Origin of the sequence: Pseudomonas fluorescens, assembly GCF_900636825.1 — a bacterium.
GTDB lineage: Bacteria > Pseudomonadota > Gammaproteobacteria > Pseudomonadales > Pseudomonadaceae > Aquipseudomonas > Aquipseudomonas fluorescens_BG.
The window spans coordinates 5,875,923-5,894,524 of the sequence record NZ_LR134318.1 but is presented as its reverse complement, the minus strand read 5'-3'; the positions used below and the strand labels follow the sequence as shown (position 1 = coordinate 5,894,524).

Here is an 18,602-nt window from a genome sequence, read left to right as displayed (position 1 = left end):
ATTGCCGACGTTGCGCGCGGGGAATTCCCAGCCCGCATGGAACGTTCCGCTGTTCTTTTAAATGAGTTCCACTACCAGGCAGGTATCCCGTGTCCTTTAACCACTACTACCAAAGCGAACTCACCGCACTGCGCCAGCTCGGTCGCCGTTTCGCCGAGCGTAGTCCGGCGCTGGCGCCTTATCTGGGGCAGGCCGGGCGGGATCCGGATGTGGAGCGGTTGCTCGAAGGCTTTGCGTTCCTGACCGGGCGTTTGCGTCAGAAGCTCGATGACGAGCTGCCGGAGCTCAGCCATTCGTTAATGCAGCTGCTGTGGCCGAACTACATGCGCCCGCTGCCGGCGTTCAGCATTTTGCAGTTCGACCCGCTCAAGCGTTCCGGGCCGGCGCTGCTGGTCGCGCGCGATACGCCGATCGAGAGCAAGCCGATCGAAGACGTGCGCTGCCGCTTCCGCACCTGCTACCCGACCGAAGTGCTGCCGCTGGATCTGGCGGCGCTGAACTACTCGGTGAAGGGCGACGGCTCGCTGCTCAGTCTGCGCCTGGAGATGAGCGCTGACGGCCACCTCGGCGAGCTGGAGCTGAGCAAACTGCGTCTGCACTTTGCCGGGGAGCGCTACATCAGCCAGATGCTGTACCTGAGCCTGCTGCGCAACCTCGACGGCATCGAGCTGATCCCGCTCGACGGCGCCGGCAAGCCGATTGATGGCGTCAGCGGCAAGCCGATGGCGTTCAAGATACCCGGCGACCGGGTGAAACCGGTGGGTTTTGCCGAAGAAGAGGCGTTGATCCCGTATCCGCTGAACACCTTCCGTGGCTATCGCTATTTGCAGGAATACTTCGCCTTCCAGGACAAATTCCTGTTTGTCGATGTCAACGGCCTCGACATCCTCAAGGCGTTGCCGGAGGACACGCTCAAGCAAATGCGCGGTCTTGAATTGCGCTTCGACATTCGCAAGAGCGGCATCATGCGCATGCGTCCGACCCTGGACAACGTGAAGCTGTTCTGCACGCCGATCGTCAATCTGTTCGAGCACGACGCGCTGCCGATCCGCCTCGACGGCAAGCAGGACGAATACCTGCTGCTGCCAGCGGAATACGACCTGGAAAACTGCGGTGTGTTCTCGGTGGAAACCGTGACCGGCTGGAAGCCCGGCGGCCTCGGTTATCAGGAATACGTGCCGTTCGAATCGTTCGAGCACGACCCGAGTTTCGACGTGCCCAACAGCCGTCCGCATTACAGCATCCGCCAGCGTTCGTCGCTGCTGCATGACGGCCTCGACACTTATCTGAGCTTCGGCATCCGCCACACAGAAGCCCATGAAACCCTGTCGATCGAGCTGATGTGCACCAATCAGAACCTGCCGAAAAAGCTCAAGCTCGGCGACATCTGCATGGCCAGCGAGCAGACCCCGGAATTTCTCAGCTTCCGCAACATCACCCCGGCCACGTCGAGTTTCGCGCCGCCGCTGAACCGTGACTTCCTGTGGAAGCTGATCAGCAACATGTCGCTCAACTATCTGTCATTGGCGGACGTCAATGCGTTGAAGGTAATTCTGGAAACCTACGACCTGCCGCGCTACTACGACCAGCACGCGGAGAAGGTCAGCAAGCGCCTGCTCGGCGGCCTCAAGCACATCAAACATCACCACGTCGACCGACTGCATCGCGGTCTGCCGGTGCGCGGTTTGCGCACCGAGCTGACCATCGACCCGGAAGGCTATATCGGCGAGGGCGACCTGTTCGTTTTCGCTTCGGTTCTCAACGAGTTTTTCGCGCTTTACGCCAGTCTCAATTCATTCCATGAGCTGCGGGTAAAAAGCACACAGGGAGAGGTGTACCAATGGACACCACGTATGGGCCTGCAGCCCCTGCTTTAAGCGGGCTGACCAAGGTAATACGCGAGTACTCGCTGTTTCAGGCCGTGCTGCTGGTGATCGACCGGCTGCGCGTGGCACACCCGCATCTGAGCGAAGACGATCTGTACGATCAGGTCGAGTTTCAGGCCAACCCGAGCCTGGGCTTCCCGCGCAGCGACGTCGATCGCGTCGAGTTTTTCGAAGAGCACGGCAAGATGCGCGCGCGCATGCGCTTCAACCTTATCGGCCTGGTCGGTTCCGGCTCGCCGCTGCCGGCGTTCTATGGCGAGCAGGCCCTGGGCGACAGCGAAGACGGCAACCCGACGCGCAATTTCCTTGACCTGTTCCACCATCGTCTGCAACGGCTGATGCTGCCGATCTGGCGCAAGTACCGCTACCGCGCAAGCTTCCAGAGCGGCGCGGTCGATCCGTTCTCGGCGCAGCTGTTTGCCCTGATCGGCCTGGGCGGCGATGAGATCCGCAAGGCCAAGGAACTCAACTGGAAACGCCTGCTGCCGTACCTCGGTTTGCTCAGTTTGCGGGCGCACTCGGCGGCGCTGATCGAAGCCGTGCTGCGTTACTACTTCAAGCACGAAGACCTGGTCATCGAGCAGTGCATCGAGCGCCGCGTGGAAATTCTCGACGAGCAGCGCAATCGTTTGGGCCGCGCCAACAGCGTACTCGGCGAAGACCTGGTGCTGGGCGAGCACGTGCGCGATCGCAGCGGCAAATTCCGCATTCACATCACCGAACTCGACTGGCAGCGATTTCATGAATTCCTGCCGATCGGTTTCGGCTACCAGCCGCTCTGCGCGCTGGTGCGGTTCACCTTGCGTGACCCGCTCGATTACGACATTCGCCTGGTCCTGCGCCAGGAAGAAATCCGCGAACTGCGCATCGGTGAGCAGAACGCCTGTCGCCTCGGTTGGACCAGTTGGCTGGGCCGCGAAAAAGCGGACGGCGTGGTGACCCTGGGCAGCAAAATTCATTAAGGACGTGAGCCATGATCAACGTAGACCTGCAACAACTCATCCAGGCGCTGGACGCCGAAACCCGTCGTGATCTGGAGCGTTCGGCCGAGCGTTGCGTGGCCCGTGGCGGCAGCAAGATTCTGGTCGAAGACTTGCTGCTGGGCTTGCTCGAGCGCCCGAACGGCTTGCTGTCGCGCGCGTTGCAAGATGCTGACGTCGACGCCGGTGAACTGACCGCTGCATTGCAGTCGCGCGTCGAGCACAGCGCTTCGCGCAACCCGGTGTTTGCCCCGGAACTGGTGCAATGGCTGCAAGATGCGCTGCTGGTGGCCAACCTCGAACTGGGCCAGACCCAGGTCGAAGACGCCGCGCTGATACTGGCTCTGCTGCGCAACCCGATGCGTTATGCCGGCAGCCGTTATCAGCCGCTGCTCGCCAAACTGAACATCGATCGCCTGAAAGAATTTGCCCTGTCGCAACAGGAGCAACCGGCGGCCAATGGCAAACCGGCCGCGCAGGGCGAATCGCTGTTGCAGCGCTTCACTCACAACCTCACCCAGCAGGCCCGCGACGGCAAACTCGACCCGGTGCTGTGCCGAGACGGCGCGATCCGGCAGATGGTCGACATCCTCGCCCGTCGCCGCAAGAACAACCCGATCGTGGTCGGTGAGGCCGGTGTCGGTAAAACCGCCATCGTTGAAGGCCTCGCCTCGCGCATTGCTGCTGGTGAAGTTCCGCAAGTGCTCAAAGGCGTTGAATTGCTCTCGCTGGACATGGGCCTGTTGCAGGCCGGCGCCAGCGTCAAAGGCGAATTCGAGCGTCGTTTGAAAGGCGTGATCGATGAGGTCAAAGCCTCGCCAAAACCGATCATTCTGTTCATCGACGAAGCTCACACCCTTATTGGCGCTGGCGGTAATGCTGGCGGTTCCGACGCGGCCAACCTGCTGAAACCGGCGCTGGCCCGCGGCGAACTGCGCACCATCGCCGCCACCACATGGGCCGAGTACAAGAAATACTTCGAGAAAGACCCGGCGCTGGCCCGTCGTTTCCAGCCCGTGCAACTGCACGAACCGACTGTCAGCGAAGCGGTGACCATTCTGCGTGGCTTGGCTCAGGTCTACGAGAAGAGCCACGGCATCTATCTGCGCGATGACGCGGTGGTATCCGCTGCGGAATTGTCAGCGCGTTATCTGGCCGGACGGCAACTGCCGGACAAAGCCGTCGACGTGCTCGACACCGCGTGCGCTCGCGTGCGCATCAGCCTCGCCGCTGCCCCGGAAAGCCTCGAGCGTTTGCGTGGTGAACTGGCTGAAGGCGGCCGTCAGCGTCAGGCCCTGCGCCGCGATGCCGAAGCTGGCTTGCTGATCGATCTCGAAGCGCTCGAAGCACTGGAAGCCCGTCTGGACGAAGCCGAAAGCGAAATGGTCGCGCTGGAAACCCTGTGGACTGAACAGAGACAGTTGGCGGAGCGCCTGCTGGAATTGCGTCAGCAACTGGCCAAGGCCCGCGAAGCCGCCGCAGTCGAGCCGACCGTTAGCGTGGAGGAAGACGCCGAAGGCACGGTGATCGAAACCCACGCCGCCGAAGTCGAGGAAGGCCAAAGCGTCGAAGCGCTGGAAGCTCAACTCCACGAAACCCACACGGCGTTGACTGCTGCACAAATCAAGGAACGTCTGGTCAGCTTCGAAGTGTGCCCGCGTCTGGTTGCCGAAGTGATCAGCGCCTGGACCGGCGTGCCGTTGGCGCAACTGGCCCGCGAACACAACGCCAAAGTTGCCAGTTTCGCCACCGACCTGCGCACGCGCATTCGTGGTCAGGAACAAGCCGTGCACGCGCTGGATCGCTCGATGCGCGCCACTGCTGCCGGTCTGAACAAGCCAGACGCACCGGTCGGCGTGTTCCTGCTGGTCGGGCCGAGCGGCGTCGGCAAGACTGAAACAGCGTTGGCTCTCGCTGACCTGCTGTACGGCGGTGACCGTTTCATCACCACCATCAACATGTCTGAATTCCAGGAGAAACACACCGTTTCGCGACTGATCGGTGCGCCACCGGGCTACGTCGGTTACGGCGAGGGCGGCATGCTCACCGAAGCCGTGCGGCAGAAACCGTACTCGGTAGTGCTGCTCGATGAAGTCGAAAAGGCTGACCCGGACGTGCTCAACCTTTTCTACCAGATCTTCGACAAAGGCGTGGCCAACGACGGCGAAGGTCGCGAGATCGACTTCCGCAACACGTTGATCCTGATGACCTCCAACCTCGGTAGCGACAAGATCAGCGACCTCTGTGAAAACGGCGCGCGGCCAACCGCCGAAGTGCTCGAAGAAACCATTCGCCCGGTGCTCAGCAAACACTTCAAACCGGCGCTGCTGGCGCGGATGAAAGTGGTGCCGTACTACCCGGTCGGCGGCCCGGTGCTGCGCGAGCTGATCGAGATCAAACTCGGCCGTCTCGGCGAGCGCCTGAACCGTCGTCAGCTGGAATTCACCTGGTGCCAGAACCTCGTCGATCACCTGTCCGAGCGCTGCACCCAAAGCGAAAGCGGCGCACGTCTGATCGACCATCTGCTCGATCAGCACGTGCTGCCGTTGGTAGCCGATCGTCTGCTCGATGCCATGGCCACCGGTGAAAGCCTCAAGCGTGTGCATGCCACGCTCGACGGCGACGCCAGCGTGACGTGCGAGTTCGCCTGAGGTGGGCGTGATGTTCACCCAAGTGCCGCAGCCGCTGGTGTATGCCGAAGCGTTGCTGGCGCAGTTCGCCAGTCTGTCGCGAGCGGCGGACGGAGCTGCGTTGCTGGGTGACTTCGTGCGTGGGTTGGCCGAGCTGAGCGGTTGCGAACTGACGCAGCTGTATCTGCTCGACGCTACCCACACCTGCCTGGGGATGAACGCCGAATGCCTCGACGGCGCCCTGCAACCGCGCGAAGCGGCGAGCCTGCCGGCGGATTACAACGGTGAACAACTGCTGCAATTCGCACTGTGCCAGAGCCGCGTGGTGTGCCTCGACGATTTGAGCGGCAGCCTGCACGAAACCAGTTTTCTACCGGCAGCGGCGTCACCATGGCAGTCGTTGCTGTGTGTGCCGCTGGTCAATCAGCACAAGGCCGTTGAAGGTTTGCTGCTGTGTGCCAGTCGTCGTCGCACCAACCTGCAAGGCTTTGCCGATTCCCTCGGCCAGCTCGGCTCGTTCGTGCTTGGCCAGTTACATTTGCTGCAGCGTCTGCGCCAACCGTTGGCGCCGGCCGCATCGGTGTCGCGCAGCCTGCCGAGCATCAGCGGCTATGGCCTGATCGGCAAAAGCGCGGCCATGCGCCAGACCCACTCGCTGATCAGCAAGGTCTTGCACAGCCCGTATACCGTGCTGCTGCGCGGTGAAACCGGCACGGGCAAGGAGGTCGTCGCGCGGGCGATTCACGATTGCGGCCCGCGTCGTTCCAAGGCGTTCATCGTGCAGAATTGCGCGGCGGTTCCGGAAAACCTGCTGGAAAGCGAACTGTTCGGCTATCGCAAAGGCGCATTCACCGGCGCCGACCGCGACCGTGCCGGACTGTTCGACGCGGCCAATGGCGGCACGCTGTTGCTCGATGAAATCGGCGACATGCCGCTGTCGCTGCAAGCGAAAATTCTGCGCGTGTTGCAGGAAGGCGAGATCCGCCCGCTGGGCTCCAACGATACGCACAAGATCGACGTGCGCATCATCGCTGCGACTCATCGCGATCTGTCGACGCTGGTCAGTGAAGGCAAATTCCGCGAGGACTTGTACTACCGCCTCGCGCAATTCCCGATCGAGCTGCCGGCGCTGCGTCAGCGCGAAGGCGACATTCTCGAACTGGCCCAGCATTTCGCCGAGAAAACCTGCACGTATTTGCAGCGTGATCCAGTGCGCTGGTCGGACGCAGCGCTGGAGCATCTGAGCGGTTACACCTTCCCCGGCAACGTCCGCGAACTCAAGGCGCTGGTCGAACGTGCGGTGTTGCTGTGCGAAGGCGGCGAGTTGCTCGCCGAGCATTTTTCCCTGCGCCTGGAACCGATGCTGGAAGACAACAGCCATTTGAATCTGCGCGAACGCCTGGAGCAGGTCGAGCGCACCTTGCTGCTCGATTGCCTGCGCAAAAACGACGGCAACCAGACCCTCGCCGCCCGCGAACTGGGCTTGCCTCGGCGCACGCTCCTGTACCGGCTCGGTCGTCTGAACATCAATCTGGGGGATTTCGATGGCTAGGCAAAAACGCATCGATCTGTCCCGAAAAACCCATTTCAGCGCCGCCCGCAAGGGCCGGCGCTTTGTGCTTTGTCTAGCTTTGGAGACCCTCTGATGTCTGTCCGTCACTGGCATGCTGTCCTGCTGACCCTCGTCGTTCTATGCGGCCTTGGCGGCTGTAGCGGCAATTACAAATTCAACGACAACGACTATCGCCCGTTGGGTGATCCGCAAGCGGTCAATCGCGGCAAGTGACCGCAAGGAGCATCAAACATGGAATTGGTTTTCGAAATGCTGAACACCAAGCAGTTCGTGCCCACCGAATTGTGCCAGCGGACCTTCAAACAGGCCGGCGGCGTGATCGGGCGGGGCGAGGATTGCGACTGGATCATCCCTGACCGCAAGCGTCACTTGTCCAATCACCACGCGATTGTCAGCTACCGCGAGGGCTCGTTCTTCCTTACCGACACCAGCAGCAACGGTGTGCAGGACGGCAGCAGCCACGCGCGCCTGCACAAGGGCGAGCCGGTGCGCATCGAGCACGGCAGCACCTACATTCTCGGCGACTTCGAGATTCGCGCGCGGCTGGTGCGCGACCCGGCGACCTTCGACGGCGAAGTCGGCCGCCCACGCGCTGCCGGCAGCATCATTCCGGACGACGCCTTCCTCGACCTCGACCCGCTCAACGCGCTCGAACAGCAGGAGCGCGTTTACTCGGAAATCGACGAATTGCTCTCGCCGAGCGCCAAGCCGGAAGACTCCCGCCAGCGCGCCGATTACGCACGCATCGACATGGAAAGCCTGATGGTGCCGGAACTGGTCGCGGCCCCTGTCGAACCTGAGCCTGCTCCGGCACCCAAAGCCGTCGAGCGCCAAAGCGAAGGCTTCTGGGAGCACTTCGGTGCAGCCCTCGGTGTGGACCTCAAAGGTCTCAGCCACGACGAGCGTGAGGCGCTGGCACTGAATGCTGCGCGCTTGTTGCGTCAGAGCATCGGCGGGTTGCAGCAGAGTTTGCGCACCCGCTCCGAGCTGAAGAACGAACTGCGCCTCGCTCAGACCACCGTGCAAGGCACCAACAAGAACCCGCTGAAATTTGCCGTCGATCCGAGCGAAGCGCTGCAGATTCTGTTTCAGCCGAGCAAGCCCGGACACCTGCCGGCCGAGCAAGCGATTTCCCGTGCCTTCCGTGATTTGCAGGCGCATCAGGTGGCCTTGCTGACCGCCAGTCGCGCCGCAGTGCGCGGAACGCTGGAACATTTCTCGCCGGAGCAATTGACCCTGCGTTTCGAGCGCGACAGCAAACCGCTGATCGCCACGTCGGGCGGCCGCTGGAGAGCGTTCGGCCGTTATCACCAGGCATTGCGTCAGGACGATGACTGGAGCGAGCGCCTGCTGGCCCGCGACTTCGCCCAGGCCTACGAAGAACAGATTCGCCTGATCTCCACCCTCCATACCGACCACCAAGGATGATGCGCATGTCTCGCCGCTCTACCGCTTTTTTCCAGACGCTGACTGCGCTCACCCTGCTGGTGCTGCTCGCTGGTTGCTCGTCGCTGTCGCCGTACTCGAAAGTCACCAAGATCAACCTGAAACTGACCGGCAGCGACCAGCTCAACCCGGATCTGAACGGTCGCCCGTCGCCGGTGGTGGTGCGCCTGTTCGAACTCAAGCACCCGGTGACGTTCGAAAATGCCGATTTCTTCAGCCTCTACGAGCGCGCCAAGGAATCCCTCAATCCGGATCTGGTGGCCAGTGAAGAACTCGAACTGCGCCCGGGTGAAACCGTGGAAATGAAACTCAGCGTGGAGGAGGGCAGCCGCTACGTCGGCGTTCTCGCCGCTTACCGCGACCTGCCGGAAACCAAATGGCGCTACACCGTGCAGATCACCCCGCTGGAAGTGACCGAGGCTGATCTGACTCTGGATCAGGCCGGCATCCGCAACACCCACGAAGTGCTCGCCAAGGCGGATGACTGAACATGAACACGCATAAAGTCATTTGGCAGGAAGGCATGCTGCTGCGTCCGCAGCACTTCCAGCACAACGATCGCTATTACGATCACCAGATGAAAACCCGCACGCAACTGCTCGGCGGTTACACCTGGGGTTTCCTCAATCTGGAGATCGACCTGCAATTCCTCAACATGGGCAAACTGGTGATCAGTGAAGCCTCGGGAATTTTGCCGGACGGCAGCCTGTTCGAACTTGGCGGCAACACCGAGCCGCTGGCGCTGGACGTACCGCCGAACACTGGCAATACGCCGATTTACCTGGCGCTGCCGCTGGTCACCGGTAACCACATCGAGTCGCGCCGCCCGGAGCAATCCGACGTGCTCGCACGTTACACCGCGTACGACGCCGAAGTGGCCGACTCCAACGCCGGCGACGATTCGGCCAGCCAGGTCAGCTGCGGGCGCCCGGACTTCAAACTGTTGCTCGGCGAGCAGCAGAGCGATCAAGCGTACGTGAAGCTGAAGATCTGCGACGTGCTCGACACCACGCCCGATGGCGTGATCAGCCTCGACCCGGATTTCGTGCCGACCTACATTCAGGCCCACGCCTCCAGTTATCTGCTGTCGTGCCTGAAAGAAGTCATCAGCATGCTCAGCCACCGCGGCGACACGATTGCCGAGCGGATTCGCTCCAACGGCAAGGTCGGCGGTGCCGAGGTCGGCGATTTCATGATGCTGCAACTGATCAATCGCACCGAACTGCTGCTGCGCCATTACCTCGGGCTTGAGCAGGTGCACCCGGAAGAGTTGTACCGCACGCTGCTGACCATGCTTGGCGACCTGGCGACTTTCTCTGGCGAGAGCAAACGCCCGCGTCTGGACAGCCGCTACTCCCACGCCGATCAGGGCGCAAGCTTCCGCAAACTGATGGAAGCGATCCGTCAGGTGCTATCGATGGTGCTCGAACAGCACGCCATCGAACTGATCCTGCAGGCGCGTCAGTACGGCATCATCGTTTCGCCATTGCACGATCACAAACTGCTCGGCTCGGCCTCGTTCGTGCTGGCGGCCAGTGCCAATTGCGACTCCGAAGAACTGCGGCAGCGTTTGCCGCAGCACCTCAAGGTCGGCCCGGTGGAGCGTATCCGCCAATTGGTCAACCTGCACTTGCCGGGGATCAAGGTCAAACCGTTGCCGGTGGCCCCGCGGCAGATCGCGTTCCACTCGAACAAAACCTATTTCATCCTCGAACTCAGTTCCGAAGACCTGGCACAACTCGAGCGCTCCGGCGGTTTCGCGTTCCACGTGTCCGGCGAATTTGCCGAGCTTGAACTGAAATTCTGGGCCATCAGGAACTGACCGATATGATCAAGGAAACGGATTACAGCCAGGACGACAAAACCGTCCTGCTCGATCGTCAAGGCCACGGACCGGCATCGAGTCCGCTGACCGATTTCGCCGCGCCGCCGCGTTTCGAGCAACTGGAAGAACGCATGATCTACGCTGCGCGGCTACGCCCGGCAGAAGCGTTCAACATCAGCCTCAATTCGCTGGTAGCGGCTTCGTCCGAACTGCTTTCGGAAGTGGTGCGTCTCAAGCACAGCGACACTCGTGAAGATCTGTATGCGCTCAACGAGCGCCTGACCGCCGGGCTCAAGCTGTTCGAAGTCCGCGCTCTGCACAACGGTGCCGAAAGCAGCCAGGTGATGGCCGCGCGTTACGTGCTCTGCACCGTGGTCGATGAAGCGGTCGTGACCACGCCGTGGGGCAACGAAAGCGAGTGGTCGCAGATGAGTCTGCTGAGCAGCTTCCACAACGAAACCTTCGGCGGTGAGAAGTTTTTCCAGCTGCTCGATCGGTTGTCGAAAAACCCGGTCAAGCATCTGCCGATGCTTGAGCTGATGTACCTGTGCCTGTCCCTCGGGTTCGAGGGCAAATACCGCGTACAGGCGCGCGGCATGCTCGAGCTTGAAGGCATCCGCGATGCCTTGTACCGGCAAATCCGTCAGTTGCGTGGCGACGTGCCGCGCGAGTTGTCGCCGCACTGGGAAGGCCTCAACGATCAGCGCCGCAACCTGGTGCGCATTGTTCCGGCGTGGATGGTGGTGCTCTTCACTCTGGTCTGCCTGGTGGTGATGTATTCGGGCTTCGCCTGGGTATTGAGCGAGCAACGCGACACCGTTCTGCAACCTTATCAGCCGCTTGATCCAGCCGCGGTGCAACCGCAGGCGCAGCCGTAAAACAGGGACGTGTGATGAAAAAGTTTTTCAAGAAAGTCGGCGCCTTCCTGCGCCAGACCTGGGTCTGGACCTTGCTGCTGGTGCTGTTCGTTGCATTGCTGGTGTGGTTCGTCGGCCCATTGTTGGCGGTCGATGATTACAAGTTCTGGGAAAGCGCGACCTCGCGTCTGCTGACCATCAGTGCGCTGTTCCTGATCTGGGGCCTGACCATGGTCTTTGTCAGCTGGCGCGCTGGCATTCGCAAGAAAGCCGAGGAAGAAAGCGAAGACGGCCAGGACCGCATTCGCCGCGAAGAGCTGATCGATGAAGAACAGAAAGAGTTGAAGGCGCGTTTCAAGGACGCGCTGAAAACGCTCAAGACGTCGAGCCTGTATCGCGGCCGCAGCGAGCGCTGGCGCAGTGACTTGCCGTGGTATCTGCTGATCGGCCCGCAGGCCTCGGGCAAGACCAGCCTGCTGGACTTTTCCGGACTGGAATTCCCGATCAACAAGATCGACCGCAAGCTGACCCGCGACACCCTCGGCACCCGTCATTGCGACTGGTATTTCGCCGACCACGGGGTGCTGATCGATACCGCCGGACGTTACATGAGCCAGCCTGACGCGGAAGTCGACGGCAGCGCCTGGACCACCTTGCTGGAGTTGTTGCGCAAGCGTCGTCGTGGCCGTCCGTTGAACGGCGTGCTGGTCACCATCCCGGTAGAAACCCTGACTGGCGGCACCGAGCAGGACATCGACGTCTTGGCGCGCCAAGTGCGCAGCCGTCTGCAGGACGTGCATCAGAAACTTCACGTCGATGTGCCGGTGTACCTGGTCCTGAGCAAGGCTGACAAGCTGCTCGGCTTCGACGAGTTCTTCGATCAACTGACCCGCGAAGAGAGCGATCAGGTGCTCGGCACCAGTTTCCGCAAGGATCAGGTCGGCACCGACGTCGCGGTACTGCGCAACGAATTCGAAGAGCTGCTGCGCCGCTTGAACAGCCAAGTGATCATGCGCATGCACTCTGAGCGTGATACCCAGCGCCGTGGTCGCATCCTCGACTTCCCGCATCAACTGGGGCAGATCGGCGAGCGTCTGTGCCTGTTCGTCGACATGGCGTTCACCGGCAACCGTTATCAGCGGGCCACGCAACTGCGCGGTTTCTACCTGACCAGCGCACCGCACCTGACCCAGGAAATGGACGCGACCACCGCCGGCATCGGCGCCAGCCTCGGCTTGAACGCCGGCGTGCTGCCGACCCTGCGCAGCGGCCGTTCGCGCTTCATCCATCACTTGCTCAGCCAGGTAATCTTCCCCGAAGCTGATCTGGCCGGTCTGGACAAGCGCGAGCGCAGCCGCATTCACTGGGGGCAGCGTGCGCTGTATGTGGGCGCGCTGGCCGCGCTGGCGTTGTTCGGCATGCTTTGGGCGGGCGGTTTCTCGGCCAACTACGAGCGCCTGGAAAACCTCCGCGATCTGGCGCAGAACTGGACGCAGCAGCGCACGGCGTTGTCGTCGCGTGATGACGCCATGGGTGCGCTGAAAGCCCTCGACACCAGCTACGCCGCGACGCAGGTATTCCCGAAGAGGGGCGATGTTTCGTACCACGAACGCGGCGGTCTGTATCAGGGCGACGACGTCAACCCGGTGGTCAGCGACGCCTACGAGCGGGAGCTTGAAGCGCAACTGCTGCCACGGGTGGCGACCATGCTCGAAGGGCAGATTCGCGCCAACATGAAGGACCGCGATCGCTTGCTCAACAGCCTGCGCGCTTACCTCATGCTGAACATGAAAGACCGTCGTGACGCCGTATGGCTCAAGGACTGGGTCGCTACCGACTGGTCGCAGCGCTACACCGGCAACACCGCTGTGCAGAATGGTTTGAATGCGCATCTCGAACGTCTGCTGAAGCAGCCATTCATCTACCCGCTGAACGACCAGTTGGTCGCACAGGCGCGTCAGATTCTGCGCAGCGAATCGCTGGCTACCGTGGTTTACCGCATGCTCCGCGAGCAGGCGCGAAACCTGCCGGATTACCGGTTCAGTCAACACCTCGGCCCACAAGGCTCGCTGTTCATCGGTACTGAATACGTGATTCCGGGTTTCTACACCCAGCAGGGTTATCAGCAGTATTTCTCGGTGCAAGGCGCTGCGCTGGTCACCGATATCCTGCGTGATAACTGGGTGCTGGGCGAAGGCGCAGGCATCAGCGACATGGACTTGCGTCGCCTGATGGTCGAACTCGAGCAGCTGTACTTCCGCGACTACGCCAATTACTGGAGCGAAGCCGTTGGCCAGGTGGCACTGCCGCCGATCAGCGACGCTGGCGAAGGCGCCGAGCAACTGGCGGGCCTGACCTCGGCCAACTCGCCGGTACTCGCGTTGCTCACCGAAGTGCGGGAAAACACGCGCTTCGAAGCCACGGCTGACCCGGTCGATGAAGCCGGCGAAGCCGCCGATGCGCTGGCCGGACAGAAGGGCAAACTGGGCAAGGTCGGCAAATTGGCTTCTGCCGTGGCGGACAAGGCTTCGGTCCTGAACGTGGCGAAGAACTTGCCGGACACCGCGAAGAAATCCCTGCAACGCCGCTTCGAACCGCTGCATCGTTTGCTCGACGACAACAACGGCCCGGGCGCTGACCTGACCCCAGCGTTCAGCGCGCTCAACGACCTGCAACTGCAGCTGGCCGGTCTGGCTCGTTCCAGCACGCCGGAGCAAGCCGCCTTCGAGATGGCCAAGACCCGCATGAGCGGCCAGCGTGATGCGCTGACCAACCTGCGCAACGCCTCCGGTCGTCTGCCTCGCCCGCTGAGCGTGTGGTTCAACGTGCTGGCCGAAGACTCGTGGCGTCTGGTACTCAACGACGCCTATCAGTACCTGAACGGTCGTTATCAGAACGAGCTGTACAGCGTGTATGGCAAAACCATCAGCAAGCGTTATCCGTTCAGCGCCAGCAGCACCAGCGACGTGGCGATCAACGATTTCCGCGAGTTCTTCAAGGCTCAGGGCATCGTCGACCGCTTCTTCGACAGCTACATGCGTCCGTTCGTCAGCGGCGATCCGGGCAACTACCGCATGCGCAGCGTCGATGGCCACAGCCTGCCGGTATCGAAGGTCTACCTCGATCAGATGGCTGCAGCGCTGACGATTCGTCAGAGCTTCTTCTCGATCAACCCGGCCGAGCCGACCGTGCAATTCAAACTGGAGCCTTACACCCTCGATCCGGCGGTCAGCCGTTCCGAATTCAAGTTCGGCGACAAGACCATGGAATACCGTCACGGTCCGATCCTGCCAATGACCTTCAAGTGGCCGACCGACGCTGAAGACGGCCGCACCAGTCTGGTCATGGACAAGATGGCCGGGCGTCCGATCGGCATCGAGAAGAACTCCGGCCCATGGTCGCTGTTCCGTCTGTTCGATCTGATGCAGACCGAATACATGACCGGTCGCGACGTGCTGGTACTGAAAGCCGACGTGGGTGGCCTGCGCGCCAACTACCTGCTGACCAGCCAGCGCACGCCGAACCCGTTCGACATGGGTGTGCTGCGCACCTTCCGTATGCCGGTGCAGCTCTGATGCTGGTGGCCAGTGCCTGGCGCAGCGCGGCGCGTACCGACCCGGGCAAGGTGCGGGCGCGCAACGAAGATGCCTTCCTCGACTCGCCGCAGCATGGACTGTGGGTGGTCGCGGACGGCATGGGCGGTCATCAGGGCGGCGATATCGCCAGCCAGTTGATCGTCGCCAGTCTGGCTGAGCTGCCGCAACACGAGGACTTCGACGAACGTCTCAAAGCCATCCGCCAGTGCCTGCACTGGCTGAACCGGCGTTTGGGCCAAGAGTTGACGGTTACCGCCGGGCGCCACGACAGCATCATGGGCAGCACCGTCGTCGCGCTGCTGGTGGAAGGCAATCGCGCGGCCTGCATCTGGGCCGGCGACAGCCGTTGCTACATGTGGCGTGGGCAGCGGTTGTATCAGCTGTCCAAGGACCATTCGCTGCAACAGCAATTGATCGACGAGCAACAAATGAGCGTCGAACAGGCGGCAGCACACCCGGCGGCTCAGGCATTGACCCGAGCTGTTGGCGCGGCCGAAACATTGACTCTGGATGTACTGGAACTCGAGGTCTATCCGGGTGATGCGTTTTTGCTCTGCAGCGATGGCCTGTATCAGGGCCTGAGCAGCGATGCCCTCGGCAATGCCCTCAGCCTCAGCGCGCCGCACGTGGCGCTGGAACGTTTGTTCGACGGCGCCCTGCGTGGCGCCGCGCGCGACAACCTGACTGCCGTGGTGATCCGCCAATGAGTGAACTCGAATCGCCCATTGATGACTTGCTGATCAGCGAAGAACAGGCCAACAACCTGACCTACTTCGCCTTCGCCAAGGGCAACAAGGCCGAACCGTTGCTGACGCCGACCAAGGCCAGCATCGGTGCGCTGCCGGATGTACTCGCCGGTCGCTACCACCTCGAGCGCCTGCTCGGGGCCGGTGGCATGGGCGCCGTTTACCGGGCGCGGGACCTGCTGCACGAACAGTTCGGCGATCCCGATCCCTACATTGCGCTGAAAATCCTCAGCGAAGAATTTGCCGAATCGCCGGACGCCAGCGCCTTGCTCTACAGCGAGTTCGCCCTGACCCGGCGTCTGCGCCACGACAACGTCGTGCGTGCGCACACCTTTGAAGTCGACACCGACTGCCAGCGGGCCTTCATCACCATGGAATACATGCGTGGCCTGACCCTGGACAAATTGCTCTGCGAGCGGCCCCTCGGCCTGCCGTGGAAAGAACTGCGCGACATCGTCCTGCCGCTGCTCGACACGCTGGCCTACGCGCACCGTCGCGGCGTGCTGCACGGTGATCTGAAGCCGAGCAACGTCATGCTCAGCGAAGATGGTCTGCGCCTGTTCGATTTCGGTCTGGGGCAGGCAGAGGCGGGCACGTTGCCCGGCCTGCCGCACCTGAGCCGTGAACGCTTCAACGCCTGGACCCCGGGCTACGCCGCCCCCGAACTGCTTGAGGGCCAACCCTTGTCGGCCAGCGCGGACGTGTATGGCGTGGCCTGCGTGATCTATGAGTTGGCGAGCGGCAAACACCCGTGCCGCCGCTTGCCCTCGACCCAGGCCCGCGACGAACACCTGGAGCGCGAGCTGCGCGCCCCAGCGAATCTACCCCAGCACGGCTGGCAAGCGCTGCGAACCGCGCTGAGCTTCAACCCGGCAGAACGCACCATCACTGCCCAACAATTGCGTGACGCCTTGGGCGCCACTTCGTCCTGGCTGCAACGTCTGCGACTTCGGGCGTAACGGATGACATTCGAACAGGGAGCACACGATGTTCAACTCAGCTAACGAAACCCACTTCAGCCTCAAGGTCGAAGACTACGTCGGCGACCTGCAAGTGCTGTCGTTCACCGGCACCGAAGGCATCAGCCAGCCGTATCGCTTCGACCTCGAACTGGTCAGCGAAAACCCCGATCTGGACCTCGAACAGCTGCTGCACAAGCAGGCGTTTCTGGCATTCGATCCACAGGGCTCGGGCATTCACGGGCAGATCTACCGCGTCGCCCAGGGCGATGCGGGCAAGCGTCTGACTCGCTACAAAGTTTCGATCGTGCCGCAACTGCAATACCTGCATCACCGCACCAACCAGCGCATCTACCAGCAGATGTCGGCGCCGAAAATCATCGCGTTGATCCTCCAAGAGCACGGCATCAAGGGCAACGCCTACAGCTTCCAGCTCAGCCAACCGTGCCCGGATCGCGACTATTGCGTGCAGTACGACGAAACCGACCTGCACTTCGTCCAGCGCCTGTGCGAAGAAGAGGGTATTCACTACCACTTCCAGCACAGCGAAAAAGCTCACCTGCTGGTGTTCGGCGATGACCAGACCGTATTCCCCAACCTTGGCCAGCCAACTGCCTACGTGCAAGGCAGCGGCATGGTCGCCGAAGAACCGGTGATCAAAGGCTTCAAGCTGCGCTTGGAAACCCGCACCAGCCGCACCACGCGCCGTGACTACGACTTCGAAAAGCCGCGTCTGCAAATGGAGGCTGCGTACAAGCCTGACGGCGACAGCACCGAACCGGATCTCGAAGACTACGACTACCCGGGCCGCTTCATCGACCGCGCGCGCGGCAAGTTCCTCAGCCAGCGCGCCCTAGAACGCCACCGCGCCGACTACCGCCAGGCCGAAGGTCGCGGCGACCAGACCAAACTGGTCAGCGGTCACTTCATGGAAATGTCCGACCACCCGCGCACCGAGTGGAACGACCTGTGGCTGCTCACCGAAATCTTCCACGAAGGCAAACAGCCGCAAGTCCTCGAAGAAGGCGTGACCAGCGACACCACCGACAACAAAGACGACTTCCACCAGGGCTACCGCAACACCTTCCTCGCCACCCCGTGGGACGTGTTTTACCGCCCAGCCCTCGAGCACCCGAAACCACGCGTGCTCGGCAGCCAGACCGCCATGGTCACCGGCCCCAAAGGCGAAGAAATCCACTGCGACCAGTACGGCCGCATCAAAGTCCAGTTCCACTGGGACCGCGAAGGCCTCGCCGACGACAAAACCAGCTGCTGGCTACGCGTCTCCAGCGCCTGGGCCGGCGACCGCTACGGCGCCATCAGCATCCCGCGCATCGGCATGGAAGTCCTCGTCACCTTCCTCGAAGGCGACCCCGACCAACCGCTGGTGACCGGCTGCCTGTACCACAAAGAAAACCCGGTGCCGTACGCACTGCCAGCGAACAAGACCCGCAGCGTGTTCAAAACCCTCAGCTCACCGGGCGGCGGCGGTTACAACGAACTGCGCATTGAAGACAAGAAAGGTGCAGAGCAAATCTACATTCATGCCCAGCGCGATTGGGATGAGAACGTTGAGCATGACCAGAAGATTCGGGTCGGGAATGAGCGTCATGACACGGTGGTTAAGAACACCTACACCGAGCTGAAGGCCGAAGAACACCGCACCACGATCGCCGACCGCAAGGTTGAGGCGAAGCTGGACGATCACCTCACGGTTGGGCAGAACCAGCATGTGAAGCTGGGCACGGCGCAATTGACCAGTGTGGGCAAAGAGATCCACCTCAAGGCTGGAGACAAGATTGTTATTGAGGCGGGGACGGAGCTGACCATCCTGGGGGGTGGGAGCTTTATCAAGCTGGATGGCGGTGGGGTGACGGTGGTTGGGCCGGTGATCAAGATCAATGCCGGTGGTTCGGCTGGCTCCGGCACAGGCATCGGCATCAAACCGCCGATATTGCCGGGCGCTGCCGACAAGGACATCGCGGGCGCGGTGCCACCGCAGGCACTGGGCAACGCACCGAAACCGCCACCGCCGGTGTGCAAGGAATGTCTGGCCCGGGCCAAACGTAACGCTCAAGCCTTGGCCGCACGATAAAGGATGACT

13 protein-coding genes are annotated in these 18,602 nt (G+C 61.9%); all 13 read left to right on the top strand.

Annotated elements, in window-relative coordinates; translation table 11 throughout:
- The first annotated feature begins 89 nt into the window (after window positions 1-89).
- The 13 genes from tssF (at window position 90) to EL257_RS26965 (ending at window position 18,593) form a co-directional block, all read left to right on the top strand.
- Window positions 90-1,877, top strand: coding sequence for a type VI secretion system baseplate subunit TssF (gene tssF, locus EL257_RS27025; protein ID WP_126367747.1), 1,788 nt, complete (start codon window positions 90-92; stop codon window positions 1,875-1,877).
- Entirely contained in the window at window positions 1,841-2,848 is a 1,008-nt protein-coding gene (gene tssG / locus EL257_RS27020; RefSeq protein WP_126367744.1) for a type VI secretion system baseplate subunit TssG, read from the top strand. The genes tssF and tssG overlap by 37 nt, the downstream gene beginning before the upstream one ends.
- Before the next feature lie 11 nt (window positions 2,849-2,859).
- Window positions 2,860-5,517 (top strand): type VI secretion system ATPase TssH, encoded by a 2,658-nt coding sequence (gene tssH / locus EL257_RS27015; RefSeq protein ID WP_126367742.1) that lies wholly within the window; start codon window positions 2,860-2,862, stop codon window positions 5,515-5,517.
- 10 nt (window positions 5,518-5,527) lie between these two features.
- Window positions 5,528-7,048 carry a sigma-54 interaction domain-containing protein gene (locus EL257_RS27010; protein ID WP_126367740.1) on the top strand — a complete coding sequence of 507 codons (1,521 nt, stop codon included), beginning with the start codon at window positions 5,528-5,530 and terminating at the stop codon, window positions 7,046-7,048.
- Between the two features lie 93 nt (window positions 7,049-7,141).
- Complete coding sequence (locus EL257_RS27005; protein WP_003229566.1) at window positions 7,142-7,282, top strand: hypothetical protein; 141 nt, start codon at window positions 7,142-7,144, stop codon at window positions 7,280-7,282.
- A gap of 18 nt (window positions 7,283-7,300) precedes the next feature.
- On the top strand, window positions 7,301-8,497 hold the full coding sequence (tagH, locus tag EL257_RS27000) for a type VI secretion system-associated FHA domain protein TagH (RefSeq protein WP_126367738.1): 1,197 nt from the start codon (window positions 7,301-7,303) through the stop codon (window positions 8,495-8,497).
- Window positions 8,498-8,502: 5 nt separating this feature from the next.
- Window positions 8,503-9,003, top strand: coding sequence for a type VI secretion system lipoprotein TssJ (gene tssJ / locus EL257_RS26995; protein ID WP_126367736.1), 501 nt, complete (start codon window positions 8,503-8,505; stop codon window positions 9,001-9,003).
- Between the two features lie 2 nt (window positions 9,004-9,005).
- On the top strand, window positions 9,006-10,337 hold the full coding sequence (tssK, locus tag EL257_RS26990; protein WP_126367734.1) for a type VI secretion system baseplate subunit TssK: 1,332 nt from the start codon (window positions 9,006-9,008) through the stop codon (window positions 10,335-10,337).
- 5 nt (window positions 10,338-10,342) lie between these two features.
- Window positions 10,343-11,218, top strand: coding sequence for a type IVB secretion system protein IcmH/DotU (gene icmH, locus EL257_RS26985; RefSeq protein WP_126367732.1), 876 nt, complete (start codon window positions 10,343-10,345; stop codon window positions 11,216-11,218).
- Window positions 11,219-11,232: 14 nt separating this feature from the next.
- Entirely contained in the window at window positions 11,233-14,772 is a 3,540-nt protein-coding gene (gene tssM / locus EL257_RS26980) for a type VI secretion system membrane subunit TssM (RefSeq protein ID WP_126367730.1), read from the top strand.
- Window positions 14,772-15,500, top strand: a complete 729-nt coding sequence (locus tag EL257_RS26975; protein ID WP_126367727.1) for a PP2C family protein-serine/threonine phosphatase — start codon at window positions 14,772-14,774, stop codon at window positions 15,498-15,500. Before tssM ends, EL257_RS26975 begins: the two co-directional genes overlap by 1 nt.
- On the top strand, window positions 15,497-16,498 hold the full coding sequence (locus EL257_RS26970) for a serine/threonine-protein kinase (RefSeq protein ID WP_126367725.1): 1,002 nt from the start codon (window positions 15,497-15,499) through the stop codon (window positions 16,496-16,498). The genes EL257_RS26975 and EL257_RS26970 overlap by 4 nt, the downstream gene beginning before the upstream one ends.
- Before the next feature lie 28 nt (window positions 16,499-16,526).
- Window positions 16,527-18,593: a type VI secretion system tip protein VgrG gene (locus EL257_RS26965; RefSeq protein WP_126367723.1), complete on the top strand. Its 2,067-nt coding sequence runs from the start codon at window positions 16,527-16,529 to the stop codon at window positions 18,591-18,593.
- Window positions 18,594-18,602 lie beyond the last annotated feature (9 nt).

Excerpts from the sequence above, each read along its gene's own strand:
- tssG (WP_126367744.1), top strand. The coding sequence starts at position 1,841 with ATGGACACCACGTATGGGCCTGCAGCCCCTGCTTTAAGCGGGCTGACC.
- tssH (WP_126367742.1), top strand. The coding sequence starts at position 2,860 with ATGATCAACGTAGACCTGCAACAACTCATCCAGGCGCTGGACGCCGAA.
- EL257_RS27010 (WP_126367740.1), top strand. The coding sequence starts at position 5,528 with ATGTTCACCCAAGTGCCGCAGCCGCTGGTGTATGCCGAAGCGTTGCTG.
- EL257_RS27005 (WP_003229566.1), top strand. The coding sequence starts at position 7,142 with ATGTCTGTCCGTCACTGGCATGCTGTCCTGCTGACCCTCGTCGTTCTA.
- tagH (WP_126367738.1), top strand. The coding sequence starts at position 7,301 with ATGGAATTGGTTTTCGAAATGCTGAACACCAAGCAGTTCGTGCCCACC.
- tssJ (WP_126367736.1), top strand. The coding sequence starts at position 8,503 with ATGTCTCGCCGCTCTACCGCTTTTTTCCAGACGCTGACTGCGCTCACC.
- tssK (WP_126367734.1), top strand. The coding sequence starts at position 9,006 with ATGAACACGCATAAAGTCATTTGGCAGGAAGGCATGCTGCTGCGTCCG.
- icmH (WP_126367732.1), top strand. The coding sequence starts at position 10,343 with ATGATCAAGGAAACGGATTACAGCCAGGACGACAAAACCGTCCTGCTC.
- tssM (WP_126367730.1), top strand. The coding sequence starts at position 11,233 with ATGAAAAAGTTTTTCAAGAAAGTCGGCGCCTTCCTGCGCCAGACCTGG.
- EL257_RS26975 (WP_126367727.1), top strand. The coding sequence starts at position 14,772 with ATGCTGGTGGCCAGTGCCTGGCGCAGCGCGGCGCGTACCGACCCGGGC.
- EL257_RS26970 (WP_126367725.1), top strand. The coding sequence starts at position 15,497 with ATGAGTGAACTCGAATCGCCCATTGATGACTTGCTGATCAGCGAAGAA.
- EL257_RS26965 (WP_126367723.1), top strand. The coding sequence starts at position 16,527 with ATGTTCAACTCAGCTAACGAAACCCACTTCAGCCTCAAGGTCGAAGAC.